A 21,530-nucleotide genomic window follows, 5' to 3' on the forward strand; every position below is an offset into this window, starting at 1 on the left:
CATACTACTTGCAAGCAGAGTTGGAGTAGGATATATAGTAGTATTCTTAAACAAAGCAGATATGGTAGATGATCCAGAATTATTAGAACTTGTTGAAATGGAAGTAAGAGAACTATTAAGTGAGTATGACTTCCCAGGTGATGATATTCCAATAGTAACAGGATCAGCATTAAAAGCATTAGAAAATCCAACAGGCGAAGAAGCATCAAAATGCATATTCGAATTAATGGAAGCTGTAGATACTTACATCCCAACACCAACAAGAGCAACAGATAAACCATTCTTAATGCCAGTAGAAGATGTATTCACAATTACAGGTAGAGGAACAGTTGCTACAGGAAGAGTTGAAACTGGTATACTTAAGGTTGGAGAAGAAGTAGAAATCGTTGGACTTAGCGAAGATAAAAGAAAAGTTGTATGTACTGGAGTTGAGATGTTTAGAAAGCTTCTAGACCAAGCAATGGCAGGAGACAACATCGGAGCGTTATTAAGAGGAGTACAAAGAACTGATATTCAAAGAGGTCAAGTACTTTCAAAACCAGGTTCAATACATCCACATGATAAATTTGTAGGTCAAGTATATGTACTTAAAAAAGAAGAAGGCGGAAGACATACTCCATTCTTCGACGGATATAGGCCACAATTTTACTTCAGAACAACTGATGTAACTGGATCAATCAAATTACCAGATGGAATGGAAATGGTAATGCCAGGAGATCACATAGATATGAATGTTGAATTAATTACTCAAGTAGCAATGGACGAAGGACTAAGATTTGCTATTAGAGAAGGCGGAAGAACAGTAGGTTCAGGCGTTGTTACTTCAATAGTTAAATAATACAAAAAAACAAGACACAATTATAATTAGATATAAACTAGGGCTAAGTTTTAGGCTTAGTTCCTAGAAAATAAAAATGAATGTTAAATTGTAGGTAAAAGGAACGTTTAATGAAAAAACACCTTGAACTAATCCATTGACATATCTATTAAGTTGTGATAAATTGTTTAAGTAAAATAAAAAATACAAAAGATAGCATAATGCTTGTTTTGCATTGGCTTTCTTCAATAGATGGAAAACCGGGAGGTGTAGATTGTGAGAGTAAAAGTAACCTTAGCATGTACTGATTGCAAACAGAGAAATTACAATACAATGAAAAACAAAAAAAATAACCCAGACAGAATAGAAATGAAAAAATACTGTAAGTTCTGCCACAAACATACACTTCATAAAGAGACAAAATAATACAGCATAAAACACAAAACGTTGGGGGATGTGAATGAAATGGCTGTTAATGGTAACATTAAAGTAAAAGAAGAATCAACCCAAAAAGGAATAGTTAAGTTTTTCAAGGACCTTAAGGCAGAAGCGAAAAGAATAACTTGGCCTTCAAAAAAAGACATTCAAAAGGCAACTATTGCAGTGGCAAGTTTTTCTTTTATTTTTGTAATCTTTGTGGGTTTGTTGGATTCTGGTTTTAATAACCTCTATAAACTAATCTTTAAATAAGGTAAAAAAAGGAGGTAGGGGACGGAGTACTCCACCCTTTAAGTTATGGCAGATAAAGCTAAATGGTATGTTGTACATACATATTCTGGTTATGAAAATAAAGTTAAAGCCAACCTAGAAAAAGCAATTGAAAATAGAAATCTTGAGGAATATGTACATGACATTCAAGTTCCTATGGAAGAAGTAGTTGAAGTAAAGGATGGAAAGAAAAAAATAACTTTTAAAAAAGTGTTTCCAGGTTATGTAATGGTTAAAATGCTTATGACAGATGAATCATGGTATATAGTTAGAAATACTAGAGGCGTAACAGGGTTCGTAGGACCAGGTTCTAAGCCGGTGGCTCTTACTGAAGATGAAGTCAGAACTATGGGAATAGCAGAAAAAGTAATAGTTGTTGACTACGAAGTTGGTGAGAACATTCAGGTGATATTTGGACCTTTAGAAGGATTTGTTGCATTAATACAAGAAATTCATTTGGATAAGCAGAAAGTTAAAGCACTTATTAATATGTTTGGCAGAGAAACACCTGTTGAACTAGAATTTAATCAAATACAAAAATTAGACTAGGTACTAAGTGGGAGGATTTTAATCCGCATTACCACAATATAGGAGGTATAAACTCATGGCTAAGAAAATAACAGGAATGATAAAACTTCAACTTCCTGCAGGAAAAGCAACACCAGCACCACCGGTTGGTCCAGCACTTGGACAACACGGAGTTAATATTATGGGATTCTGTAAAGAATTCAATGCAAAAACTGCTGATCAACCAGGAATGATAATACCAGTAGTAATAACAGTATATCAAGATAGATCTTTTAGTTTCATATTAAAAACTCCACCAGCAGCTATACTATTAAAGAAAGCGGTTGGACTTGAAAGTGGTTCAGGAGTTCCAAACAAAACTAAAATTGCAACAGTTTCTAAAGCTAAAGTAAGAGAAATAGCAGAACTTAAGATGCCAGATTTAAATGCAGCATCAATTGAAGCTGCTATGAGTATGATAGCTGGAACAGCAAGAAGTATGGGAATAGTTGTAGAAGAATAAAATTCTATAAATTACGTGGGAGGTAAAAACCGTTATAACCACGAAGGAGGATACTAATATGGGAAAAAATTACATAGAGAGTTCAAAGCTTGTAGATAAAACAGCTCTATATACACCAACAGAAGCTATGGAAATTGCGGTGAAAACTGCTAAGGCTAAATTTGATGAAACTATCGAGCTTGCTGTAAGTCTTGGTGTTGATCCAAGGCATGCAGATCAACAAGTTAGAGGAGCAGTAGTGCTTCCTCATGGAACAGGTAAAACAGTTAGAGTTCTAGTTTTTGCTAAGGGCGAAAAAGCTAAAGAAGCAGAACTTGCAGGCGCTGACTTTGTTGGAAATGATGAGTTAGTTGATAAAATTCAAAAAGAAAATTGGTTTGAGTTTGATGTAGTTGTTGCTACACCAGATATGATGGGTGTTGTTGGTAAATTAGGTAGAGTGTTAGGACCTAAAGGATTAATGCCGAATCCAAAGTCAGGAACAGTAACATTTGATGTTACTAGAGCAATAAATGAAATAAAAGCTGGTAAAGTTGAGTATAGAGTCGATAAAACTTCTATAATTCATGTACCACTTGGAAAAGCATCTTTTGGCGCTGAAAAATTAGTTCAAAACTTCCATGCTTTAATGGAAGCAGTAGTTAAAGCTAAACCAGCAGCAGCAAAAGGACAATACTTAAAGTCAGTATCAGTTTCTAGTACAATGGGACCTGGAATAAAAGTTAATCAATCTAAAGTATTAGATTAGTATTGACAAATTGACTTAAGCATGGTACAATTCACAAAGTAAAATAGATAATATTCCGTAGATAGTAGGTGCGAAAGCGTAAAAGACAACATACCTACCGAGGATTCCAATAAATGTACTTTTGTACGGATATTAGGTCTCTTCGTGTCTGCGGAGAGATCTTATTTTTTATAAAGCAGTTAAAAACTGTGAGGAGGTGCATACACAGTGTTAAGCAATAATAGACAATTAAAAGAAGCTAAAGTAGCAGAAATAAAAGAAAAATTAGAAAAAGCTCAAGGTGTAGTACTTAGCCAATATCAAGGTCTAAATGTAGAAGATGATACACTACTAAGAAAAAACCTTAGAGAAGCTGGAGTGGAATATAAAGTTTATAAAAACACACTAGTTATTCTAGCAGCTAGAGAATTAGGAATTGAAGGTATAGTAACACACCTAAAAGGTTCTATTTCAATAGCGTTCGGATATGAAGAACCAACAGTTGCAGCTAGAATTTTAAATGAATTTGCAAAAACTCATAAGAAATTAGAGCTTAAAGCAGCTATAATCCAAGGAGAAATATTTGATGCTGCTCAAGTTAATCAATTGGCATCAATACCACCAAGAAATGTTCTTATTGCAAAATTACTTGGAAGCTTCAAAGCTCCAATATCAAATCTTGCATACGTATTGAACTCAATTAAAGAACAAAAAGAATTAGCAGAGTAATTTTAAAATTATTAGGCTGAAACAAATAGTTTTGATTGATTCAAACTATTAAGAAAAATAAAACATATATATGAAAAAAATTCGGAGGTGCATTTATAATGACAAGAGAAGAAATTATTCAAGCTGTAAAAGATATGAGTGTTTTAGAATTAAACGAATTGGTAAAAGCTTGCGAAGAGGAATTTGGCGTAAGTGCTGCAGCACCAGTTGCAGCTGCAGGAGCTGCTACAGCTTCTGCTGAAGAAAAAACTGAATTTGATGTAATTTTAACTAGTGCTGGCCCTAACAAAATTAAAGTTATTAAAATTGTTAGAGAATTAACAGGACTTGGATTAAAAGAAGCTAAAGATATAGTTGATGGAGCTCCTAAAACAATTAAAGAAGCTGTAAACAAAGAAGATGCTGAATCTATAAAAGCTAAACTTGAAGAAGTTGGCGGCGGAGTAGAAATAAAATAATTTTATTATAAAATGAGGGTACTTTTTATTAAGAGTGCCCTTTTTTTGAAATGTTATGTTGACATAGAAATATAATTATGATAATATAGCATAATGCACTGGAAATTAGTAGTTTATCATTAAAAAAAATGTAATTACTGATAAAAGTGAATTAAATTAACAAAAATGGTTATAATAACATGATGAAAATGTGTGAATCCAGAAACACAAAGTCCTAGGGGAAGGTGTGTTTTTGGTTATTTTAGTTTATACAAGGGGTGAAAGCTGATGGTACATCCTGTCCAATTAGGTAAAAGAACAAGAATGAGTTTTTCAAAAATAAGAGAAGTAACTGATATGCCGAATTTAATTGAAATACAGTTAGACTCTTATAATTGGTTTTTAAAAGAAGGACTTCAAGAGGTTTTTGACGATATAAATCCTATTCAGGATTATACAGGAAATCTTGTTCTAGAGTTTGTAGGATACAAACTTGATACAGATAATATCAAGTATTCGGAAGAGCAATGTAAAGAAAGAGATACAACATACGCAGCTCCTCTAAAAGTTAAAGTTAGATTGCGTAATAATGAAACTGGTGAAATCAAAGAGCAAGAAGTCTTTATGGGAGATTTCCCACTTATGACACCTCAAGGAACATTTGTTATTAATGGAGCGGAAAGAGTTATAGTAAGTCAATTAGTTAGATCTCCAGGGGTTTACTACAATTATTCTGTTGATAAAACAGGAAAAAAACTTTATTCCTCAACAGTAATTCCAAATAGAGGAGCATGGCTTGAGTATGAAACAGATTCTAATGATATTGTTTATATTAGAATTGACAAGACAAGAAAACTGCCTATAAGTATTTTGGCTAGAGCTATGATGGATAATGGTAGTGATTTAGACTTACATGAATTATTAGGTGAGGAAGAAAGACTAACAGCAACCATAGAAAAAGACAATACAAAAACAAGAGAAGAAGCGCTGATAGAAATATATAAGAGGCTAAGACCAGGCGAACCACCTACAGTGGATAGTGCGGTATCTCTTATTGATTCATTATTCTTTGATGCAAAAAGATATGATTTATCAAGAGTTGGTAGATACAAGTTTAATAAGAAGTTATCAATTAATCACAGAATTGCAAACCAAATTGCTGCTGAGAATATTGTTAACCCTATAACTGGTGAAGTTATAGTTGAAAAAGATGAAAAAATAGACAGAGAAACTGCTCTAGACATTCAAAACTTGGGAATCAATGTAGTAGATCTTCAAGTAGAGGATAAAGTGATAAGAGTTATAGGAAATAACTTTGTCAACATTAATAAAGTAGTTAAATTTGATATATCTGATCTTAATATTAGGGAAATGGTTCACTATCCAACCCTAAAAGGAATATTAGATAATTTCAGTGACGAAGAATCAATTAAAGAGCAAATTAAAATTAATAAAAGTAGATTAATACCAAAACATATAATTAAAGATGATATGTATGCTACAGTGAGCTACGAGTTAGGACTAACTTATGATATCGGTTATATTGATGATATTGATCATTTAGGAAATAGAAGAATTAGATCTGTAGGAGAACTTTTACAGAACCAATTTAGAATAGGATTATCTAGAATGGAACGAGTTGTAAAAGAAAGAATGACAATTCAGGACCAAGAAGGAATAACACCTCAAGCACTTATAAATATCAGGCCAGTAGCTGCAGCTATAAAAGAATTTTTTGGAAGTTCACAACTTTCTCAATTCATGGATCAAACAAATCCATTATCAGAACTTACCAATAAAAGAAGGTTATCTGCACTGGGACCAGGTGGACTTTCAAGAGAGAGAGCTGGATTTGAAGTTAGAGACGTTCATTACTCCCATTATGGTAGAATGTGTCCTATAGAAACTCCAGAAGGACCTAACATAGGTCTTATTAACTCTCTTGCTAGTTATGCTAAAGTAAATGAATATGGTTTTATTGAAACACCATATAGGGTTGTTGATAAGAAAACATTAGTAGTTACAAAAAAAATTATTTATATGACTGCAGATGAAGAAGATTTATATTTAGTAGCACAGGCAAGTGAACCAATTGGTGAAGATGGTACTTTTGTAGATAAAAAAGTAACTGTAAGAGCTAAGCAGGAAGTAATGGTTGTTCCAAAAGAAGAAGTAGATCTTATGGATATATCACCAAGGCAAATAGTTTCTGTTGCTACAGCAATGATTCCTTTTCTTGAAAATGATGATGCCAGTCGTGCTCTAATGGGTTCTAACATGCAACGTCAAGCAGTACCACTATTAAAATCTCAAGCGCCATTTGTTGGTACAGGGATAGAATACAGAGCAGCAGTAGATTCAGGTGTTCTTCCAAAGGCTAAAAATGCAGGTGTAGTTGAGTATGTAAGTGCAAATGAAATTAAGGTAAGAAGAGACTCAGATAATGAGCTAGATACTTATAAAATTCTTAAGTTTAAGAGATCAAATCAAGGTACATGTATAAATCAAAGACCTATAGTTAATAAAGGTGAAAAAGTTGGAGTAAATACAGTACTTGCAGATGGACCTTCAACGGACCTTGGAGAAATAGCTTTAGGTAAGAACATTCGTATTGGATTTGTAACTTGGGAAGGCTATAACTATGAGGATGCAATGTTAATATCTGAAGAACTTGTTCGTGATGATATATTTACTTCAGTTCATATTGAAGAATACGAATCAGAAGCAAGAGACACGAAACTAGGACCAGAAGAAATAACTAGAGACATTCCTAATGTCGGTGAAGATGCACTTAAAGACATAGATGAGGGCGGAATAATAAGAATAGGTGCTGAAGTAAGATCTGGAGATATCCTGGTTGGAAAAGTAACTCCTAAGGGAGAAACCGAACTTACAGCAGAGGAAAGATTATTAAGAGCGATATTTGGTGAAAAGGCAAGAGAAGTAAGAGATACATCACTTAGAGTGCCACATGGCGAAGCTGGAATAATAGTTGACGTTAAAGTGTTCACTAGAGAAAATGGTGATGAACTTCCACCAGGTGTAAATGAACTAGTTAGATGTTATATAGCTCAAAAAAGAAAGATATCTGTGGGAGATAAGATGGCAGGAAGACATGGTAATAAAGGAGTTATCTCTAGAGTATTACCTGTAGAAGATATGCCGTTTTTACCTGATGGAAGGCCGCTTCAAATATGCTTAAATCCGCTTGGGGTTCCTTCACGTATGAATATAGGCCAGGTATTAGAAGTCCACTTAGGTTGGGCAGCTAGTGAGCTTGGTTGGCATATTGCAACACCAGTATTTGATGGTGCTCTTGAGGAAGAAATTGAAGCATGTCTGGAAAAAGCAGGATACCATGCAGATGGAAAAACTGACTTATATGATGGAAGAACAGGAGAAGCATTTGATAGCAGAGTTACTGTTGGATATATGTACATCTTAAAACTACATCATTTGGTTGATGATAAAATACATGCTAGGTCAACAGGTCCATATTCTCTAGTAACTCAGCAACCATTAGGTGGTAAAGCTCAGTTTGGTGGCCAAAGATTTGGAGAAATGGAAGTTTGGGCACTAGAAGCCTATGGTTCAGCTCATACTCTGCAAGAAATTTTAACAGTTAAATCTGATGATGTTGTAGGTAGAGTTAAAACTTATGAAGCGATAGTTAAAGGTGAAAATATTCCAGAACCTGGCGTGCCTGAATCCTTTAAAGTTCTTATAAAAGAACTACAAGCGTTATGTTTGAACGTTAAAGTTCTTACTGACGATTTAGAAGAAATCAAACTAAAAGAATCAGTTGATGATGAAATTGAAGAATTAAATTTAAATGTTAACATAGAAGGATCAGAAGATATAATTCCTGAGGCACCAACGGAAGAGTACATTGAACTTATCGATGATGACGAAGAAGTAGACGTTGATATAAATTACGATGAAATACCCTTAGAAGAATTTGGTGAGGACTTAGAATTAAATGATTTTAATGATGAACATTAATATGAAGGGAGGATGTACCCTTGTTTGAATTTAATAATTTCGATGCTATTCAAATAGGATTAGCATCACCGGAACAAATCAGAGAATGGTCAAAAGGTGAAGTTAAAAAACCTGAGACTATAAACTATAGAACTTTAAAACCTGAAAGAGATGGACTTTTTTGCGAAAGAATATTTGGTCCAATTAAAGATTGGGAATGTCACTGTGGGAAATATAAGAGAGTAAGATATAAGGGAATAGTTTGTGATAGATGTGGCGTTGAAGTTACAAAATCTAAAGTAAGACGTGAAAGAATGGGGCATATTGAACTTGCTGCCCCAGTTTCTCACATTTGGTATTTTAAAGGAATACCATCTCGTATGGGACTTATTTTAGATATGTCACCTAGATCTCTAGAAAAAATTCTTTATTTTGCTTCTTATGTAGTATTGGATCCGAAAGAAACATCACTACTAAAGAAACAAATCCTTAGTGAAAAAGAATATAGAGAAGCTATTGATAAGTTTGGCAATGATAGTTTTGTAGCTGGTATGGGTGCAGAATCTGTAAAAGTACTGTTACAAGATATAAACTTAGAAGAGTTATCTAAGGAATTAAAGGAAGACTTAAAAACAAGCACAGGACAAAAGAGAATTAGAAGTATAAGAAGACTGGATGTGTCAGAATCCTTCAGAAAATCTAAAAACAAACCTGAGTGGATAATAATTGATGTAATCCCAGTAATACCTCCTGATTTAAGACCAATGGTACAATTAGATGGAGGAAGATTTGCTACTTCTGATTTAAATGATTTGTATAGAAGAGTAATAAACAGAAACAATAGATTGAAAAAGCTTCTAGATTTGGGAGCTCCAGATATAATTGTTAGAAATGAAAAAAGAATGCTTCAAGAAGCTGTAGATGCATTAATTGATAATGGAAGAAGAGGAAGGCCAGTTACAGGACCAGGGAATAGACCTTTAAAATCTCTATCTGACATGTTAAAAGGAAAACAAGGAAGATTCAGACAAAACTTACTTGGAAAACGTGTTGATTACTCAGGCCGTTCAGTTATAGTTGTTGGACCAGAACTGCAAATGTATCAATGTGGTCTTCCGAAAGAAATGGCTTTAGAATTATTTAAGCCTTTTGTTATGAAAAAGCTAGTTGGAAGTGGAGTAGCTCATAATATTAAGAGCGCTAAGCGAATGGTAGAGAGGGTTATGCCTCAAGTATGGGATGTACTTGAAGAAGTAATATCCGATCATCCAGTATTATTAAATCGTGCTCCTACACTTCATAGATTAGGTATTCAAGCTTTCCAACCTGTACTTGTAGAAGGTAGAGCTATTAAACTACATCCACTTGTATGTACAGCTTACAATGCTGACTTTGACGGAGATCAAATGGCGGTACACGTACCTCTATCTGTTGAAGCTCAAGCTGAAGCAAGGTTCTTAATGCTTGCTGCACATAATATCATGAAACCTTCAGATGGTAAACCAGTTTGCGTACCTACTCAAGATATGGTCTTAGGTGCATATTACTTAACTATTGATAAAGATGGTGCTAAAGGTGAGGGAAGAGCATTCTCATCACCAGATGAAGTAATAATGGCTTATTCAGTAAAGGATATTGATATCCATGCTAAAATTAAAGTTAAGATGACTGGAGTAGTTGATGGTATTAGTATAACTTCTGTTATAGAAACTACACCAGGAAAATTAATCTTTAATGAAACGATACCTCAGGATTTAGGATTTATTGATAGAAGCATACCTGGCAATGAATTGAAGTTTGAGATAGATTTCTTGGTAAGTAAAAAAAATCTTGGTAGTATTATAGATAAATGCTACTTAAAATATGGTCCTTCAGAAACTTCTAAAATGCTAGATAAAATAAAGGCTACAGGATATCATTATTCAACGATTGGGGCAATTACGGTTGCTACATCAGATATGGTGGTTCCAGAGGCTAAAAAGGCATTACTTGCAGATGCAGATGCAACTGTAGAAAAGATAGAGAAGATGTATCGAAGAGGGTTTATATCTGAGGAAGAAAGATATGAAAGAGTAATTGAAAAATGGACTAAGACTACAGAAGATGTAGCAAATGCACTAATGGATAGTTTGGATAAGTTTAATCCAATATTCATGATGGCAGATTCTGGTGCCAGAGGATCTAAGAGTCAGATAAAGCAATTAGCAGGTATGAGAGGCCTTATGGCTAATCCATCTGGTAAGATTATCGAGTTACCTATTAGAGCGTCTTTTAGAGATGGGCTAGATGTATTAGAATACTTTATCTCAACTCATGGAGCTAGAAAAGGTAACGCAGATACAGCACTTAAGACAGCCGATTCAGGGTATTTAACAAGAAGACTTGTTGATGTATGTCAGGATGTTATAGTTAGACATGAAGATTGTGGTACAACTGAAGGTTTTGAAGTTTCAGAGATTTGTGATGGAAGTGAAGTAATTGAACAGTTAGTTGAGAGACTTACTGGAAGATATACTGCAGAAGACATTATTCATCCAAAAACGGGAGAGATAATAGTACCGAAAGATGAATACATGAATATTACACTGGCAGAAGCAGTTCAAAAATCTGGTGTAAAAAAAGTTATGATTAGATCAGTATTTACATGCAAAGCTAAAATTGGTGTTTGTGCACACTGTTATGGAATGAATATGGCAACTTCACAAAAGATTAATATTGGAGAAGCCGTAGGAATAATTGCAGCTCAATCCATAGGAGAACCGGGAACACAACTTACAATGAGAACATTCCATACAGGTGGAGTAGCGGGATCAGATATAACTCAAGGTCTTCCAAGAGTTGAGGAATTATTTGAAGCTAGAAAACCAAAGGGTCTTGCAATAGTAAGTGATGTATGTGGTTCAGTTAAAATGGAAGATACTAAGAAAAAGAGAGTTGTAATTGTAATTTCTGATTCAGGAGAAGAGTTTAGTTATGACATACCATTTGGATCAAGGTTAAAAGTTGCAAATGGCGATAAAATTGAAGCTGGAGATGAGATAATTGAGGGATCAGTTAACCCACATGATATCTTAAGAATCAAAGGCGTTAATGGAGTTAAAAATTACCTTTCATCTGAAGTTCAGAAAGTTTATAGACTTCAAGGTGTTGATATCAATGATAAACATTTAGAAGTTGTTGTAAGACAGATGACAAGAAAAGTAAAAGTTGAGGAATCTGGCGATACTGAGCTACTTCCAGGAAATCTAGTAGATATCTTTGCATTTGAAGATGCTAATGCTAAGATTGAATCGGAAGGCGGAGTACCTGCTGAGGGAAAAATATCTCTATTGGGTATTACTAAAGCAGCACTTGCAACAGAATCATTCTTATCAGCGGCTTCATTCCAAGAAACTACAAGAGTACTTACTGATGCGGCAATTAAAGGCAAAATTGATCCATTGCTGGGATTAAAAGAAAATGTAATAATTGGTAAGCTAATACCTGCTGGTACTGGAATGACAAGATATAGAACAATAAAGATCAATACTGAAGATGATGAGAAGGTAGAAATTGAAAATGATTTAGAAGTATAAGCTATAACTAGTTGACAGGGTGATGCTAAAATGATAAAATACACCTTGTGTGTGACTTTAATCGAGTAGATATATCACAAATAGATATATCTTGCGATTTAAATTATGAGGAGGGATAGACATGGTAGGTAAACTTGTAGGTCAGAGGGTCGTTGGAATTAAACAAACCCTAAAAGCATTAAAGAATAACCAGGGTAAAGTTTTATATATAGCCAAAGATGCTGATACTAATATTACTGATCCTATTTTAAAACTAGCCAAAGTTAATTCCCTACAAATAATATTTATAGACACAATGAAGGAACTAGGGAATCTTTGTGACATAGATGTTGCATCAGCAACAGCATTGCTTCTAGAAGATTAAATTAATGCTAGCAACTAAATAATATAGATATATCCATGCGGTAACATGGCCTTGAGTTATGTTACAGTGCATTGATATAAATGAACATGAGCTTATAAAAATAAGGAGGTGAAAACATGCCAACTATTAACCAATTAGTAAGAAAAGGCAGAAAGACATTAGTAACAAAGTCAGCTTCACCAGCATTAAAAGAGTGTCCACAAAAAAGAGGCGTTTGTACAGTAGTTAAAACAACAACACCTAAAAAGCCGAACTCTGCATTAAGAAAAGTAGCAAGAGTTAGACTTACAAATGGATACGAAGTTACTGCTTATATACCAGGTGTAGGCCACAACTTACAAGAACACAGTGTTGTACTTATAAGAGGTGGAAAAGTTAAAGATTTACCAGGAGTTAGATATCACATCATCAGAGGGACATTAGACTCAGCTGGAGTTGCTAACAGACTACAAAGTAGATCTAAATACGGGACTAAAAGACCAAAGCAAAAAAAATAATGCTTTGAGTTGGGGTGCAATGTCTTCAGCATTTATATATATGATAATTTTATTTACATACATTTGCGAAGTACAGAGCGCTTTGCGGTAGAGATACTGAGTACCTATGAGCTAATTTAAATTGTTAAGGAGGGAAGAAAAGTGCCAAGAAAAGGATATATTGCGAAAAGAGATGTATTACCAGATCCTATGTACAATAGCAAAGTCGTTACAAAGTTAATAAACAATGTAATGGAAGATGGAAAAAGAGGAGTAGCACAAAAAATATGCTATGAGGCTTTTGACATAATTAAAGAAAAAACAGGTAAAGATCCATTAGAGGTGTTTGAAACGGCATTAACTAACATTATGCCATTACTCGAAGTAAAAGCTAGAAGAATAGGTGGAGCTAATTATCAAGTGCCTATCGAAGTTAGACCTGAGAGAAGACAAACATTAGGATTAAGATGGTTACTTATTGCTACAGATAAAAGAGGCGAGAAGTATGCAAGAGAAAAACTTGCTAATGAATTAATGGAAGCTTCAAACAATACTGGAGCAGCAGTGAAGAAAAGAGAAGATACTCATAAAATGGCTGAAGCTAATAAGGCTTTTGCTCATTACAGATATTAATATCAAAACTGTTTTGGCTTTGCCAAGACAGTTTTGTCAAATTTAAAATCACTGATTGAGAGGAGGAACAAATAAGTGGGTAGAGAATATACTTTGGATAAATTCCGTAATATAGGTATTATGGCTCATATTGATGCTGGTAAAACAACAACTACTGAGCGTATATTATTCTATACAGGAAAAACGCATAAGATTGGCGAAGTTCATGATGGCGGAGCTACAATGGATTGGATGGTTCAAGAACAAGAAAGAGGTATAACAATAACTTCTGCGGCTACAACTTGTTTTTGGAAAGGTCATAATATAAATATTATTGATACACCAGGGCACGTAGATTTTACAGTTGAGGTTGAAAGATCTTTAAGAGTTCTTGATGGTGCAGTTTCTGTATTCTGTGCAAAAGGTGGAGTTGAACCACAATCTGAAACAGTGTGGAGACAAGCTACTAAATATAAAGTTCCAAGAATGGCATATGTTAACAAAATGGATATAATGGGTGCAGATTTCTATAGAGTTGTTGGAATGATGAGAGAAAGACTTAATGCTAATGCAGTTCCAATACAACTTCCAATAGGAAAAGAAGATGTTTTCCTAGGTATTATAGATTTAATTAGAAATGTTGCAGAAGTTTATAAAGATGATTTAGGAACAGAAATAGAAGAAATAGAAATTCCAGAAGATATGAAAGAATTAACACAAGAATATAGAGCAGCTATGGTTGAAGCAATAGCTGAACTAGATGAAGAGCTTATGATGAAATATCTTGATGGTGAAGAAATAACAGAAGAAGAATTAAAAGCAGCATTAAGAAAAGGTGTAATTAATAATGAAATAGTACCTGTAATTTGTGGATCTTCATACAAAAATAAAGGTGTTCAAATGATGATAGATGCGGTTATAGATTATATGCCGTCACCACTTGACATACCAGCTATCAAAGGCCAGGATGTTGATGATGCAACAGAAATGGAAAGACACCCAAGTGATGATGAGCCAATGGCAGCATTAGCATTCAAAATTGCTACAGATCCTTTTGTTGGTAGACTTTGTTTTGCAAGAATTTATTCTGGCATAATGAAAACTGGTACATATGTATTAAATGCTAACAAAGGTAAAAAAGAAAGAGTTGGTAGACTAGTTAAAATGCATGCCAATCACAGAGAAGAAGTTGATGAATTACGTGCAGGTGAATTAGGTGCGATAATCGGACTGAAAAATACAACCACTGGAGAAACATTATGCGATGAAGATCATCCAATATTGTTTGAAACCATGGATTTTCCAGATCCAGTTATTCATGTAGCTATTGAGCCAAAAACAAAAGCAGGGCAAGAAAGAATGGGTATGTCCCTTGCAAAGCTTTCTGAAGAAGATCCTACTTTTAAAACTCATACTGATCAAGAAACAGGCCAAACAATAATTGGTGGTATGGGCGAACTTCATCTTGAAATAATCGTTGATAGACTTCAAAGAGAATTTAAAGTTGAATGTAATGTAGGTAAACCACAAGTAGCTTATAAAGAAACAATACGTAAAGCAGTTAAAGCAGAAGGTAAATATATTAAACAATCAGGTGGACGTGGACAATACGGACATTGTTGGATAGAGTTAATACCAACTAGCGAACCTTATTCCTTTGAAAATGCTACTGTTGGTGGATCTATTCCAAAAGAATTTATATCTCCAATAGAGAACGGAATTAAGGAAGCATCAAAGAATGGTATTCTTGGTGGATACCCAGTTCTTAACTTCAAAGTTAAAGTTGTCGATGGATCATACCATGATGTTGACTCTAACGAAATGGCATTTAAGGTTGCTGGATCTATGGCATTCAAAAATGCTATGGCTAAAGCAGATCCAGTACTCTTAGAACCAGTAATGAAGGTTGAAGTAACTGTACCAGAAGAATACATGGGAGACGTTATGGGTGACCTTAATTCAAGAAGAGGTAGAATAGAAGGAATGGAAGCTCAATCAGGTGCTCAAGTTATTAGAGCAATGGTTCCATTATCAGAAATGTTTGGATATTCTACAACACTTAGATCAAGAACTCAAGGTAGAGGAGTATACAGTATGGAATTTGCTGCATATGAGCCAGTTCCAAAGGGTATTCAAGAACAAGTTATAGAAAATAAACAATAATTTAAATTTAAGATAATATGTAAATATAAGGAGGAATACAAAATGGCAAAAGCAAAATTTGAAAGAACCAAACCGCATGTAAACATTGGAACAATAGGACACGTAGATCACGGCAAGACAACATTAACAGCAGCAATAACAGCAGTACTTGCAACTAAGGGCTTAGCACAAGCATCTAAGTTTGACCAAATTGACAAAGCACCAGAGGAAAGAGAAAGAGGAATTACAATCAATACTGCACATGTTGAGTATGAAACAGTAAATAGACATTATGCACACGTTGATTGCCCAGGACATGCAGATTATGTAAAGAACATGATTACTGGAGCAGCACAAATGGACGGAGCAATCCTAGTTGTTAGTGCAGCGGATGGTCCAATGCCTCAAACAAGAGAGCATATACTACTTGCAAGCAGAGTTGGAGTAGGATATATAGTAGTATTCTTAAACAAAGCAGATATGGTAGATGATCCAGAATTATTAGAACTTGTTGAAATGGAAGTAAGAGAACTATTAAGTGAGTATGACTTCCCAGGTGATGATATTCCAATAGTAACAGGATCAGCATTAAAAGCATTAGAAAATCCAACAGGCGAAGAAGCATCAAAATGCATATTCGAATTAATGGAAGCTGTAGATACTTACATCCCAACACCAACAAGAGCAACAGATAAACCATTCTTAATGCCAGTAGAAGATGTATTCACAATTACAGGTAGAGGAACAGTTGCTACAGGAAGAGTTGAGACTGGTATACTTAAGGTTGGAGAAGAAGTAGAAATCGTTGGACTTAGCGAAGATAAAAGAAAAGTTGTATGTACTGGAGTTGAGATGTTTAGAAAGCTTCTAGACCAAGCAATGGCAGGAGACAACATCGGAGCATTATTAAGAGGAGTACAAAGAACTGATATTCAAAGAGGTCAAGTACTTTCAAAACCAGGTTCAATACATCCACATGATAAATTTGTAGGTCAAGTATATGTACTTAAAAAAGAAGAAGGCGGAAGACATACTCCATTCTTCGACGGATATAGACCACAATTTTACTTCAGAACAACTGATGTAACTGGATCAATCAAATTACCAGACGGAATGGAAATGGTAATGCCAGGAGATCACATAGATATGAATGTTGAATTAATTACTCAAGTAGCAATGGATGAAGGACTAAGATTTGCTATTAGAGAAGGCGGAAGAACAGTAGGTTCAGGCGTTGTTACTTCAATAGTTAAATAATAATTTTAAAGTATATATAACTATCAATTGATGAAGAGTTATAATAATAAAAGCTTTTATTATTAAGGAGAAGAGGACGCTCTTCTCCTTTTAAATACCATAAAACATATGTAGAAATATAATCAGAAATCACCAATGTAAAAATTATAAAATAATAGTGAAAAAATACTTGTCAAAGCAAAAAATATGTTGTATACTTTAGTAGTTGTATTGTGGTAACAGCGATGAGGTAAGAGGTTGCCGGACTTCCGGGTTATTCTTCACCGAGCATGTCCTGATCTTGAATCGGGCGACGGGGTTCCTGCGATTGTTCCATGCATTTATTGCATGCAACACCCGGAACAGTTTACAGAACATCCGCTGTTGCACGTAAGAAGTAAAGCGTGCGATGAAAAGGAGGGAATATTAATGATTAAACAAAAAATTAGAATCAGATTAAAGGCTTTTGATCACAATATCTTAGATCAATCAGCTGAGAAAATTGTTCAGACAGCTAAAAGTACAGGAGCTAAAGTAGCTGGTCCAGTACCACTACCTACAGAAAAAGACGTAATTACAGTATTAAGAGCTCCACACAAATACAAAGATTCAAGAGAACAATTTGAAATAAGAACTCATAAAAGACTAATAGATATAATTAGTCCATCACCTAAGACTGTTGATGCTCTAATGAGACTCGACTTACCAGCTGGTGTTGATATCGAAATAAAACTATAAGCGTATAAGTGTAATTCACTGTGCGTAAGTAATAGATAACTATTACTAACTATTATGATCACTTTGTGGTCCGCTAATAAGTAGGAGGTGTATTTTCATGAAAAAAGCAATAATGGGTAAAAAACTTGGTATGACTCAAATATTTGATGAAAATAGAAGAGTTGTTCCAGTAACAGTTGTTGAAGCAGGTCCATGTGTTGTTATTCAAAAGAAAACTATCGAAAATGATGGTTACAATGCAATTAAAGTTGGTTTTGGAGACATAAGAGAGAAATTAGTTAACAAACCAATGCAAGGACAATTTGCTAAAGCAGGAACATCTTTAAAAAGATTCGTGAAAGAATTTAGAATGGAAGATATAAGTGCTTATGAAGTAGGTCAAGAATTTAAAGCAGATATATTTGCTGCTGGAGATAGAATTGACGTATCAGGAATTTCTAAAGGAAAAGGATTCCAAGGTGTAATTAAGAGATGGAATGCATCTAGAGGACCAATGAGTCACGGTTCTAAATTCCATAGAGCAGTTGGATCAATGGGAGCATCTTCCGATCCATCAAAAACATTTAAAAATAAACATATGCCAGGACACATGGGTAATGTTAATACAACAGTAATAAACCTTGAAATAGTTAAAGTAATGCCTGAAAAGAACATTATATTAATTAAAGGTGGTATACCGGGTCCAAACAAAGGCACAGTTGTAATAAGAAATGCTGTTAAAGCGTAATTTTAAAAGGAAGGAGGATGCAGAATGCTTACATTAGATTTATTTAATAAACAAGCACAAAAAATTGGAGATATTCAACTTAATGAAAGTATATTCGGAGTTGAAATCAACATGAATGCTATGCACCAAGTTGTAGTAGCACAATTAGCAAACAAAAGACAAGGAACTCAATCAGCTAAAACAAGAGCTGAAGTTCGAGGCGGTGGAATAAAGCCTTGGAGACAAAAGGGAACTGGTAGAGCAAGACAAGGTTCGATTAGAGCGCCACAATGGATACATGGTGGTATAGTATTTGCTCCAAAGCCAAGAGATTACCGTATGTCAGTACCAAAGTCAATGAGAAGAGTTGCTTTCAAATCAGCTTTATCAGCTAAAGTAGCTGAAAATGAAATGATAGTTATAGATAGTTTAGAATTTGATTCACCAAAAACTAAAGCAATGTTAGAGATTTTAACCGCTTTTGGAACTAAAAAAACTTTAATAGTTGTTGAAAAATCAAATGAAAATGTCTATAAATCAGCAAGAAACATACCTGGAGTGCAAGTATCCCCAGTAAATAACTTAAATGTTTATGATATATTGAAGTATGAGAAATTCATAGTTACAAAGGATGCTGTATCTAAAATTGAGGAGGTGTATATATAATGAAGCTAACTAGCCATGATATTATAAGAAAACCGATAATTACTGAAAAAAGTATGGCTGTAATGGCTGATAAAAAATACACCTTTATAGTTGACATTCATGCCAATAAAACTCAAGTTAAAAAAGCAGTAGAAGAAGTATTTGGAGTCAAAGTTGAAAACGTAAGAACTCTAAGAAACATGGGTAAAACTAAGAGAGTTGGAGTTCACGTTGGAAAAAGAGCTGACTTTAAAAAAGCTATTGTTACTTTAACAACAGAAAGCAAAACAATTGAGTTTTTTGATGGAATGTAATTATTAAGCAGGTATTGGCAGAGGCCAGATAAGCGAAGAAAAAGGAGGGAAATCAAATGGCGATTAAGAAATTTAGACCAACCACACCTTCAAGAAGAAATATGACTATGGCTGATTTTGCAGAAATAACTACAGATAAGCCACTAAAATCACTTCTTGTAAGTCAAAAAAGATCAGGTGGTAGAAATAATCAAGGTAAAATAACTGTTCGTCACCGTGGTGGTGGAGCAAAACAAGCATACAGACTAATAGATTTCAAAAGAACTAAAGATGGTATTCCAGCAAAAGTTTCCACAATTGAGTATGATCCAAATAGATCTGCTTACATAGCTCTTGTTGTATATGCTGATGGTGAAAAAAGATACATAATCGCTCCAGTAGGATTAAAAGTTGGAGATGTAATTGTATCAGGTGCTGATTCTGACATAAAAGTTGGAAATACACTTCCAATAAGCAACATACCATTAGGTTCTACAATTCATAATATAGAACTTCAGGTTGGAAAAGGTGCTCAGCTTGTAAGATCAGCAGGTTCTTCAGCGCAACTTATGGCTAAAGAAGGAGAATACGCTCAAGTAAGACTTCCAAGTGGAGAAGTGAGATATATAAGATTAAACTGTAGAGCTACTATAGGAACAGTTTCTAATGTAACTCATGATATTGTTAACATAGGTAAAGCAGGAAGAAAAAGACATTTAGGTTTCAGACCTACAGTCAGAGGTTCTGTAATGAATCCTAACGATCATCCACATGGTGGTGGAGAAGGTAAGTCACCAGTAGGTCATGCTAGTCCGATGACTCCTTGGGGTAAACCGGCACTGGGATATAAAACTAGAAAAACTAAAAAATACTCTGACAAGTTTATTGTTAAGGGAAAAAATAAGAAATAGTTTGGGGAGGATTTTATTTCTCTTCGAATCTATGGTTAAGTTTTATGAAGGGAGGCCACAAAGGTGAGTAGATCAGTTAAAAAAGGACCGTTTATACAAGAAATTCTGTTAAGCAGAATAAATGAAATGAACAAAACTGGCGAGAAGAAAGTTATAAAAACTTGGTCAAGAGCTTCTACTATTTTTCCACAAATGATAGGTCATACTATTGCTGTACATGATGGAAGAAAGCACGTACCAGTTTATGTTTTAGAAGATATGGTAGGACATAAATTAGGAGAATTCGCTCTAACTAGAACATTCAAAGGACACATTGACAAGGAAAAAACAAGTAGAGTAAGATAGTGTCGGAAGGAGGAAACAATCAATGGAGGCTAAAGCTATAGCTAAATATGTGCGAACGTCCTCAATGAAAATCGGGATTGTTCTTGATTTAATAAGAGGTAAAAATGTAAATGAGGCTTTTGCTATATTACAATATACTTCCAAAAATGCAGCTGATGTAGTAACTAAAGTTCTAAAATCAGCTGTAGCAAATGCAGAAAATAATTTAAACTTAGATGTTAGTAGATTATATGTTAATAATGCCTATGCATGTCAAGGTCCAACACTTAAGAGATTTAGACCGCGTGCACAAGGAAGAGCTTATAGAATAAGAAAAAGATCTAGCCATGTAACTATAACAGTTACAGAAAGATTATAAGAAGGAGGGATATAACTTGGGACAAAAAGTAAATCCACACGGCTTTAGAGTTGGTGTAATAAAAGATTGGAATTCTAAATGGTACGCAGATAAAAAGAATTTTGCAGATAATCTTGTTGAAGATTTTAAGATTAGAGAATTCTTAAAAAGCAAACTCTATACAGCTGGAATTTCTAAAATCGAAATTGAAAGAGCTGCTAAAAGAGTTAAAATCAACATAAACACTGCTAAACCAGGAATGGTTATCGGTAGAGGCGGTTCTGGAATTGAAGTTATAAAGCAAGACATGAAAAAAATTATAACAGATAAGAATGTTTTAATTAATATCGTGGAAGTAAAGCAAGCAGAAAACAATGCTCAATTAATGGCAGAAAGTGTTGCGTCTCAATTAGAAAAGAGAATTTCTTTTAGAAGGGCAATGAAACAAACAATTCAAAGAGCTATGAGAACTGGCGTTAAGGGAGTTAAAACTGCATGTGCAGGAAGACTTGGCGGAGCAGAAATAGCTAGAACAGAACACTATCATGAAGGTACAATTCCATGCCAAACATTGAGAGCTGATATAGATTATGGATTTGCAGAAGCAAATACTGTATATGGAAAAATTGGCGTAAAAGTTTGGGTATATAGAGGTGAGGTTCTTCCTACAAAGAAAATCGTTAAGGAAGAAGTAAACGCATAGAAGTGTAAGGAAGGAGGA

The 21,530-nt window shown here is 34.4% G+C and carries 23 protein-coding genes and 1 other annotated feature; all 23 genes read left to right on the forward strand.

The window, feature by feature from the left end:
• Nucleotides 1–838: elongation factor Tu (locus tag Ctaglu_RS14285; protein ID WP_125003023.1), on the forward strand; the 838-nt coding region annotated here is incomplete at its 5' end.
• A gap of 255 nt (nucleotides 839–1,093) precedes the next feature.
• Nucleotides 1,094–1,243, forward strand: coding sequence for a 50S ribosomal protein L33 (gene rpmG / locus Ctaglu_RS14290; protein WP_125002828.1), 150 nt, complete (start codon nucleotides 1,094–1,096; stop codon nucleotides 1,241–1,243).
• Between the two features lie 39 nt (nucleotides 1,244–1,282).
• Nucleotides 1,283–1,507, forward strand: a complete 225-nt coding sequence (gene secE / locus Ctaglu_RS14295; protein ID WP_125002830.1) for a preprotein translocase subunit SecE — start codon at nucleotides 1,283–1,285, stop codon at nucleotides 1,505–1,507.
• A 45-nt stretch (nucleotides 1,508–1,552) separates the two neighbouring features.
• Nucleotides 1,553–2,074: a transcription termination/antitermination protein NusG gene (gene nusG, locus Ctaglu_RS14300; RefSeq protein WP_125002832.1), complete on the forward strand. Its 522-nt coding sequence runs from the start codon at nucleotides 1,553–1,555 to the stop codon at nucleotides 2,072–2,074.
• A 55-nt stretch (nucleotides 2,075–2,129) separates the two neighbouring features.
• Entirely contained in the window at nucleotides 2,130–2,555 is a 426-nt protein-coding gene (gene rplK / locus Ctaglu_RS14305) for a 50S ribosomal protein L11 (RefSeq protein WP_125002834.1), read from the forward strand.
• 58 nt (nucleotides 2,556–2,613) lie between these two features.
• Nucleotides 2,614–3,303 carry a 50S ribosomal protein L1 gene (rplA, locus tag Ctaglu_RS14310; RefSeq protein WP_125002836.1) on the forward strand — a complete coding sequence of 230 codons (690 nt, stop codon included), beginning with the start codon at nucleotides 2,614–2,616 and terminating at the stop codon, nucleotides 3,301–3,303.
• A gap of 37 nt (nucleotides 3,304–3,340) precedes the next feature.
• Nucleotides 3,341–3,477: a sequence feature (ribosomal protein L10 leader region), on the forward strand.
• Between the two features lie 33 nt (nucleotides 3,478–3,510).
• Nucleotides 3,511–4,011 (forward strand): 50S ribosomal protein L10, encoded by a 501-nt coding sequence (rplJ, locus tag Ctaglu_RS14315; RefSeq protein ID WP_125002838.1) that lies wholly within the window; start codon nucleotides 3,511–3,513, stop codon nucleotides 4,009–4,011.
• A 98-nt stretch (nucleotides 4,012–4,109) separates the two neighbouring features.
• Entirely contained in the window at nucleotides 4,110–4,469 is a 360-nt protein-coding gene (gene rplL, locus Ctaglu_RS14320; RefSeq protein ID WP_125002840.1) for a 50S ribosomal protein L7/L12, read from the forward strand.
• A 267-nt stretch (nucleotides 4,470–4,736) separates the two neighbouring features.
• Entirely contained in the window at nucleotides 4,737–8,450 is a 3,714-nt protein-coding gene (gene rpoB / locus Ctaglu_RS14325) for a DNA-directed RNA polymerase subunit beta (protein WP_125002842.1), read from the forward strand.
• 20 nt (nucleotides 8,451–8,470) lie between these two features.
• Nucleotides 8,471–12,004 (forward strand): DNA-directed RNA polymerase subunit beta', encoded by a 3,534-nt coding sequence (gene rpoC / locus Ctaglu_RS14330; protein WP_125002844.1) that lies wholly within the window; start codon nucleotides 8,471–8,473, stop codon nucleotides 12,002–12,004.
• Nucleotides 12,005–12,125: 121 nt separating this feature from the next.
• On the forward strand, nucleotides 12,126–12,368 hold the full coding sequence (locus Ctaglu_RS14335; RefSeq protein WP_125002846.1) for a ribosomal L7Ae/L30e/S12e/Gadd45 family protein: 243 nt from the start codon (nucleotides 12,126–12,128) through the stop codon (nucleotides 12,366–12,368).
• A gap of 116 nt (nucleotides 12,369–12,484) precedes the next feature.
• Nucleotides 12,485–12,865, forward strand: coding sequence for a 30S ribosomal protein S12 (rpsL, locus tag Ctaglu_RS14340; protein WP_125002848.1), 381 nt, complete (start codon nucleotides 12,485–12,487; stop codon nucleotides 12,863–12,865).
• 141 nt (nucleotides 12,866–13,006) lie between these two features.
• Complete coding sequence (gene rpsG / locus Ctaglu_RS14345; protein WP_125002850.1) at nucleotides 13,007–13,477, forward strand: 30S ribosomal protein S7; 471 nt, start codon at nucleotides 13,007–13,009, stop codon at nucleotides 13,475–13,477.
• A gap of 75 nt (nucleotides 13,478–13,552) precedes the next feature.
• On the forward strand, nucleotides 13,553–15,619 hold the full coding sequence (fusA, locus tag Ctaglu_RS14350) for an elongation factor G (RefSeq protein WP_125002852.1): 2,067 nt from the start codon (nucleotides 13,553–13,555) through the stop codon (nucleotides 15,617–15,619).
• A gap of 42 nt (nucleotides 15,620–15,661) precedes the next feature.
• A complete protein-coding gene (tuf, locus tag Ctaglu_RS14355) occupies nucleotides 15,662–16,855 on the forward strand; it encodes an elongation factor Tu (RefSeq protein ID WP_125002854.1) in 1,194 nt (397 codons plus the stop codon).
• Nucleotides 16,856–17,263: 408 nt separating this feature from the next.
• Nucleotides 17,264–17,572, forward strand: a complete 309-nt coding sequence (rpsJ, locus tag Ctaglu_RS14360; RefSeq protein WP_071614633.1) for a 30S ribosomal protein S10 — start codon at nucleotides 17,264–17,266, stop codon at nucleotides 17,570–17,572.
• Nucleotides 17,573–17,669: 97 nt separating this feature from the next.
• Nucleotides 17,670–18,299 carry a 50S ribosomal protein L3 gene (gene rplC / locus Ctaglu_RS14365; RefSeq protein WP_125002856.1) on the forward strand — a complete coding sequence of 210 codons (630 nt, stop codon included), beginning with the start codon at nucleotides 17,670–17,672 and terminating at the stop codon, nucleotides 18,297–18,299.
• A gap of 24 nt (nucleotides 18,300–18,323) precedes the next feature.
• Nucleotides 18,324–18,944, forward strand: a complete 621-nt coding sequence (rplD, locus tag Ctaglu_RS14370; protein ID WP_125002858.1) for a 50S ribosomal protein L4 — start codon at nucleotides 18,324–18,326, stop codon at nucleotides 18,942–18,944.
• Complete coding sequence (gene rplW / locus Ctaglu_RS14375) at nucleotides 18,944–19,237, forward strand: 50S ribosomal protein L23 (protein ID WP_125002859.1); 294 nt, start codon at nucleotides 18,944–18,946, stop codon at nucleotides 19,235–19,237. Before rplD ends, rplW begins: the two co-directional genes overlap by 1 nt.
• A 56-nt stretch (nucleotides 19,238–19,293) precedes the next feature.
• Complete coding sequence (rplB, locus tag Ctaglu_RS14380; RefSeq protein ID WP_125002861.1) at nucleotides 19,294–20,127, forward strand: 50S ribosomal protein L2; 834 nt, start codon at nucleotides 19,294–19,296, stop codon at nucleotides 20,125–20,127.
• A gap of 63 nt (nucleotides 20,128–20,190) precedes the next feature.
• Nucleotides 20,191–20,472 (forward strand): 30S ribosomal protein S19, encoded by a 282-nt coding sequence (gene rpsS, locus Ctaglu_RS14385; protein WP_125002863.1) that lies wholly within the window; start codon nucleotides 20,191–20,193, stop codon nucleotides 20,470–20,472.
• Nucleotides 20,473–20,494: 22 nt separating this feature from the next.
• Nucleotides 20,495–20,830: a 50S ribosomal protein L22 gene (gene rplV, locus Ctaglu_RS14390; RefSeq protein ID WP_125002865.1), complete on the forward strand. Its 336-nt coding sequence runs from the start codon at nucleotides 20,495–20,497 to the stop codon at nucleotides 20,828–20,830.
• 16 nt (nucleotides 20,831–20,846) lie between these two features.
• A complete protein-coding gene (rpsC, locus tag Ctaglu_RS14395; RefSeq protein WP_125002867.1) occupies nucleotides 20,847–21,512 on the forward strand; it encodes a 30S ribosomal protein S3 in 666 nt (221 codons plus the stop codon).
• Nucleotides 21,513–21,530 lie beyond the last annotated feature (18 nt).

The organism is Clostridium tagluense (assembly GCF_003865095.1).
In the GTDB taxonomy this organism is placed as follows: Bacteria; Bacillota; Clostridia; order Clostridiales; family Clostridiaceae; genus Clostridium_AD; species Clostridium_AD tagluense.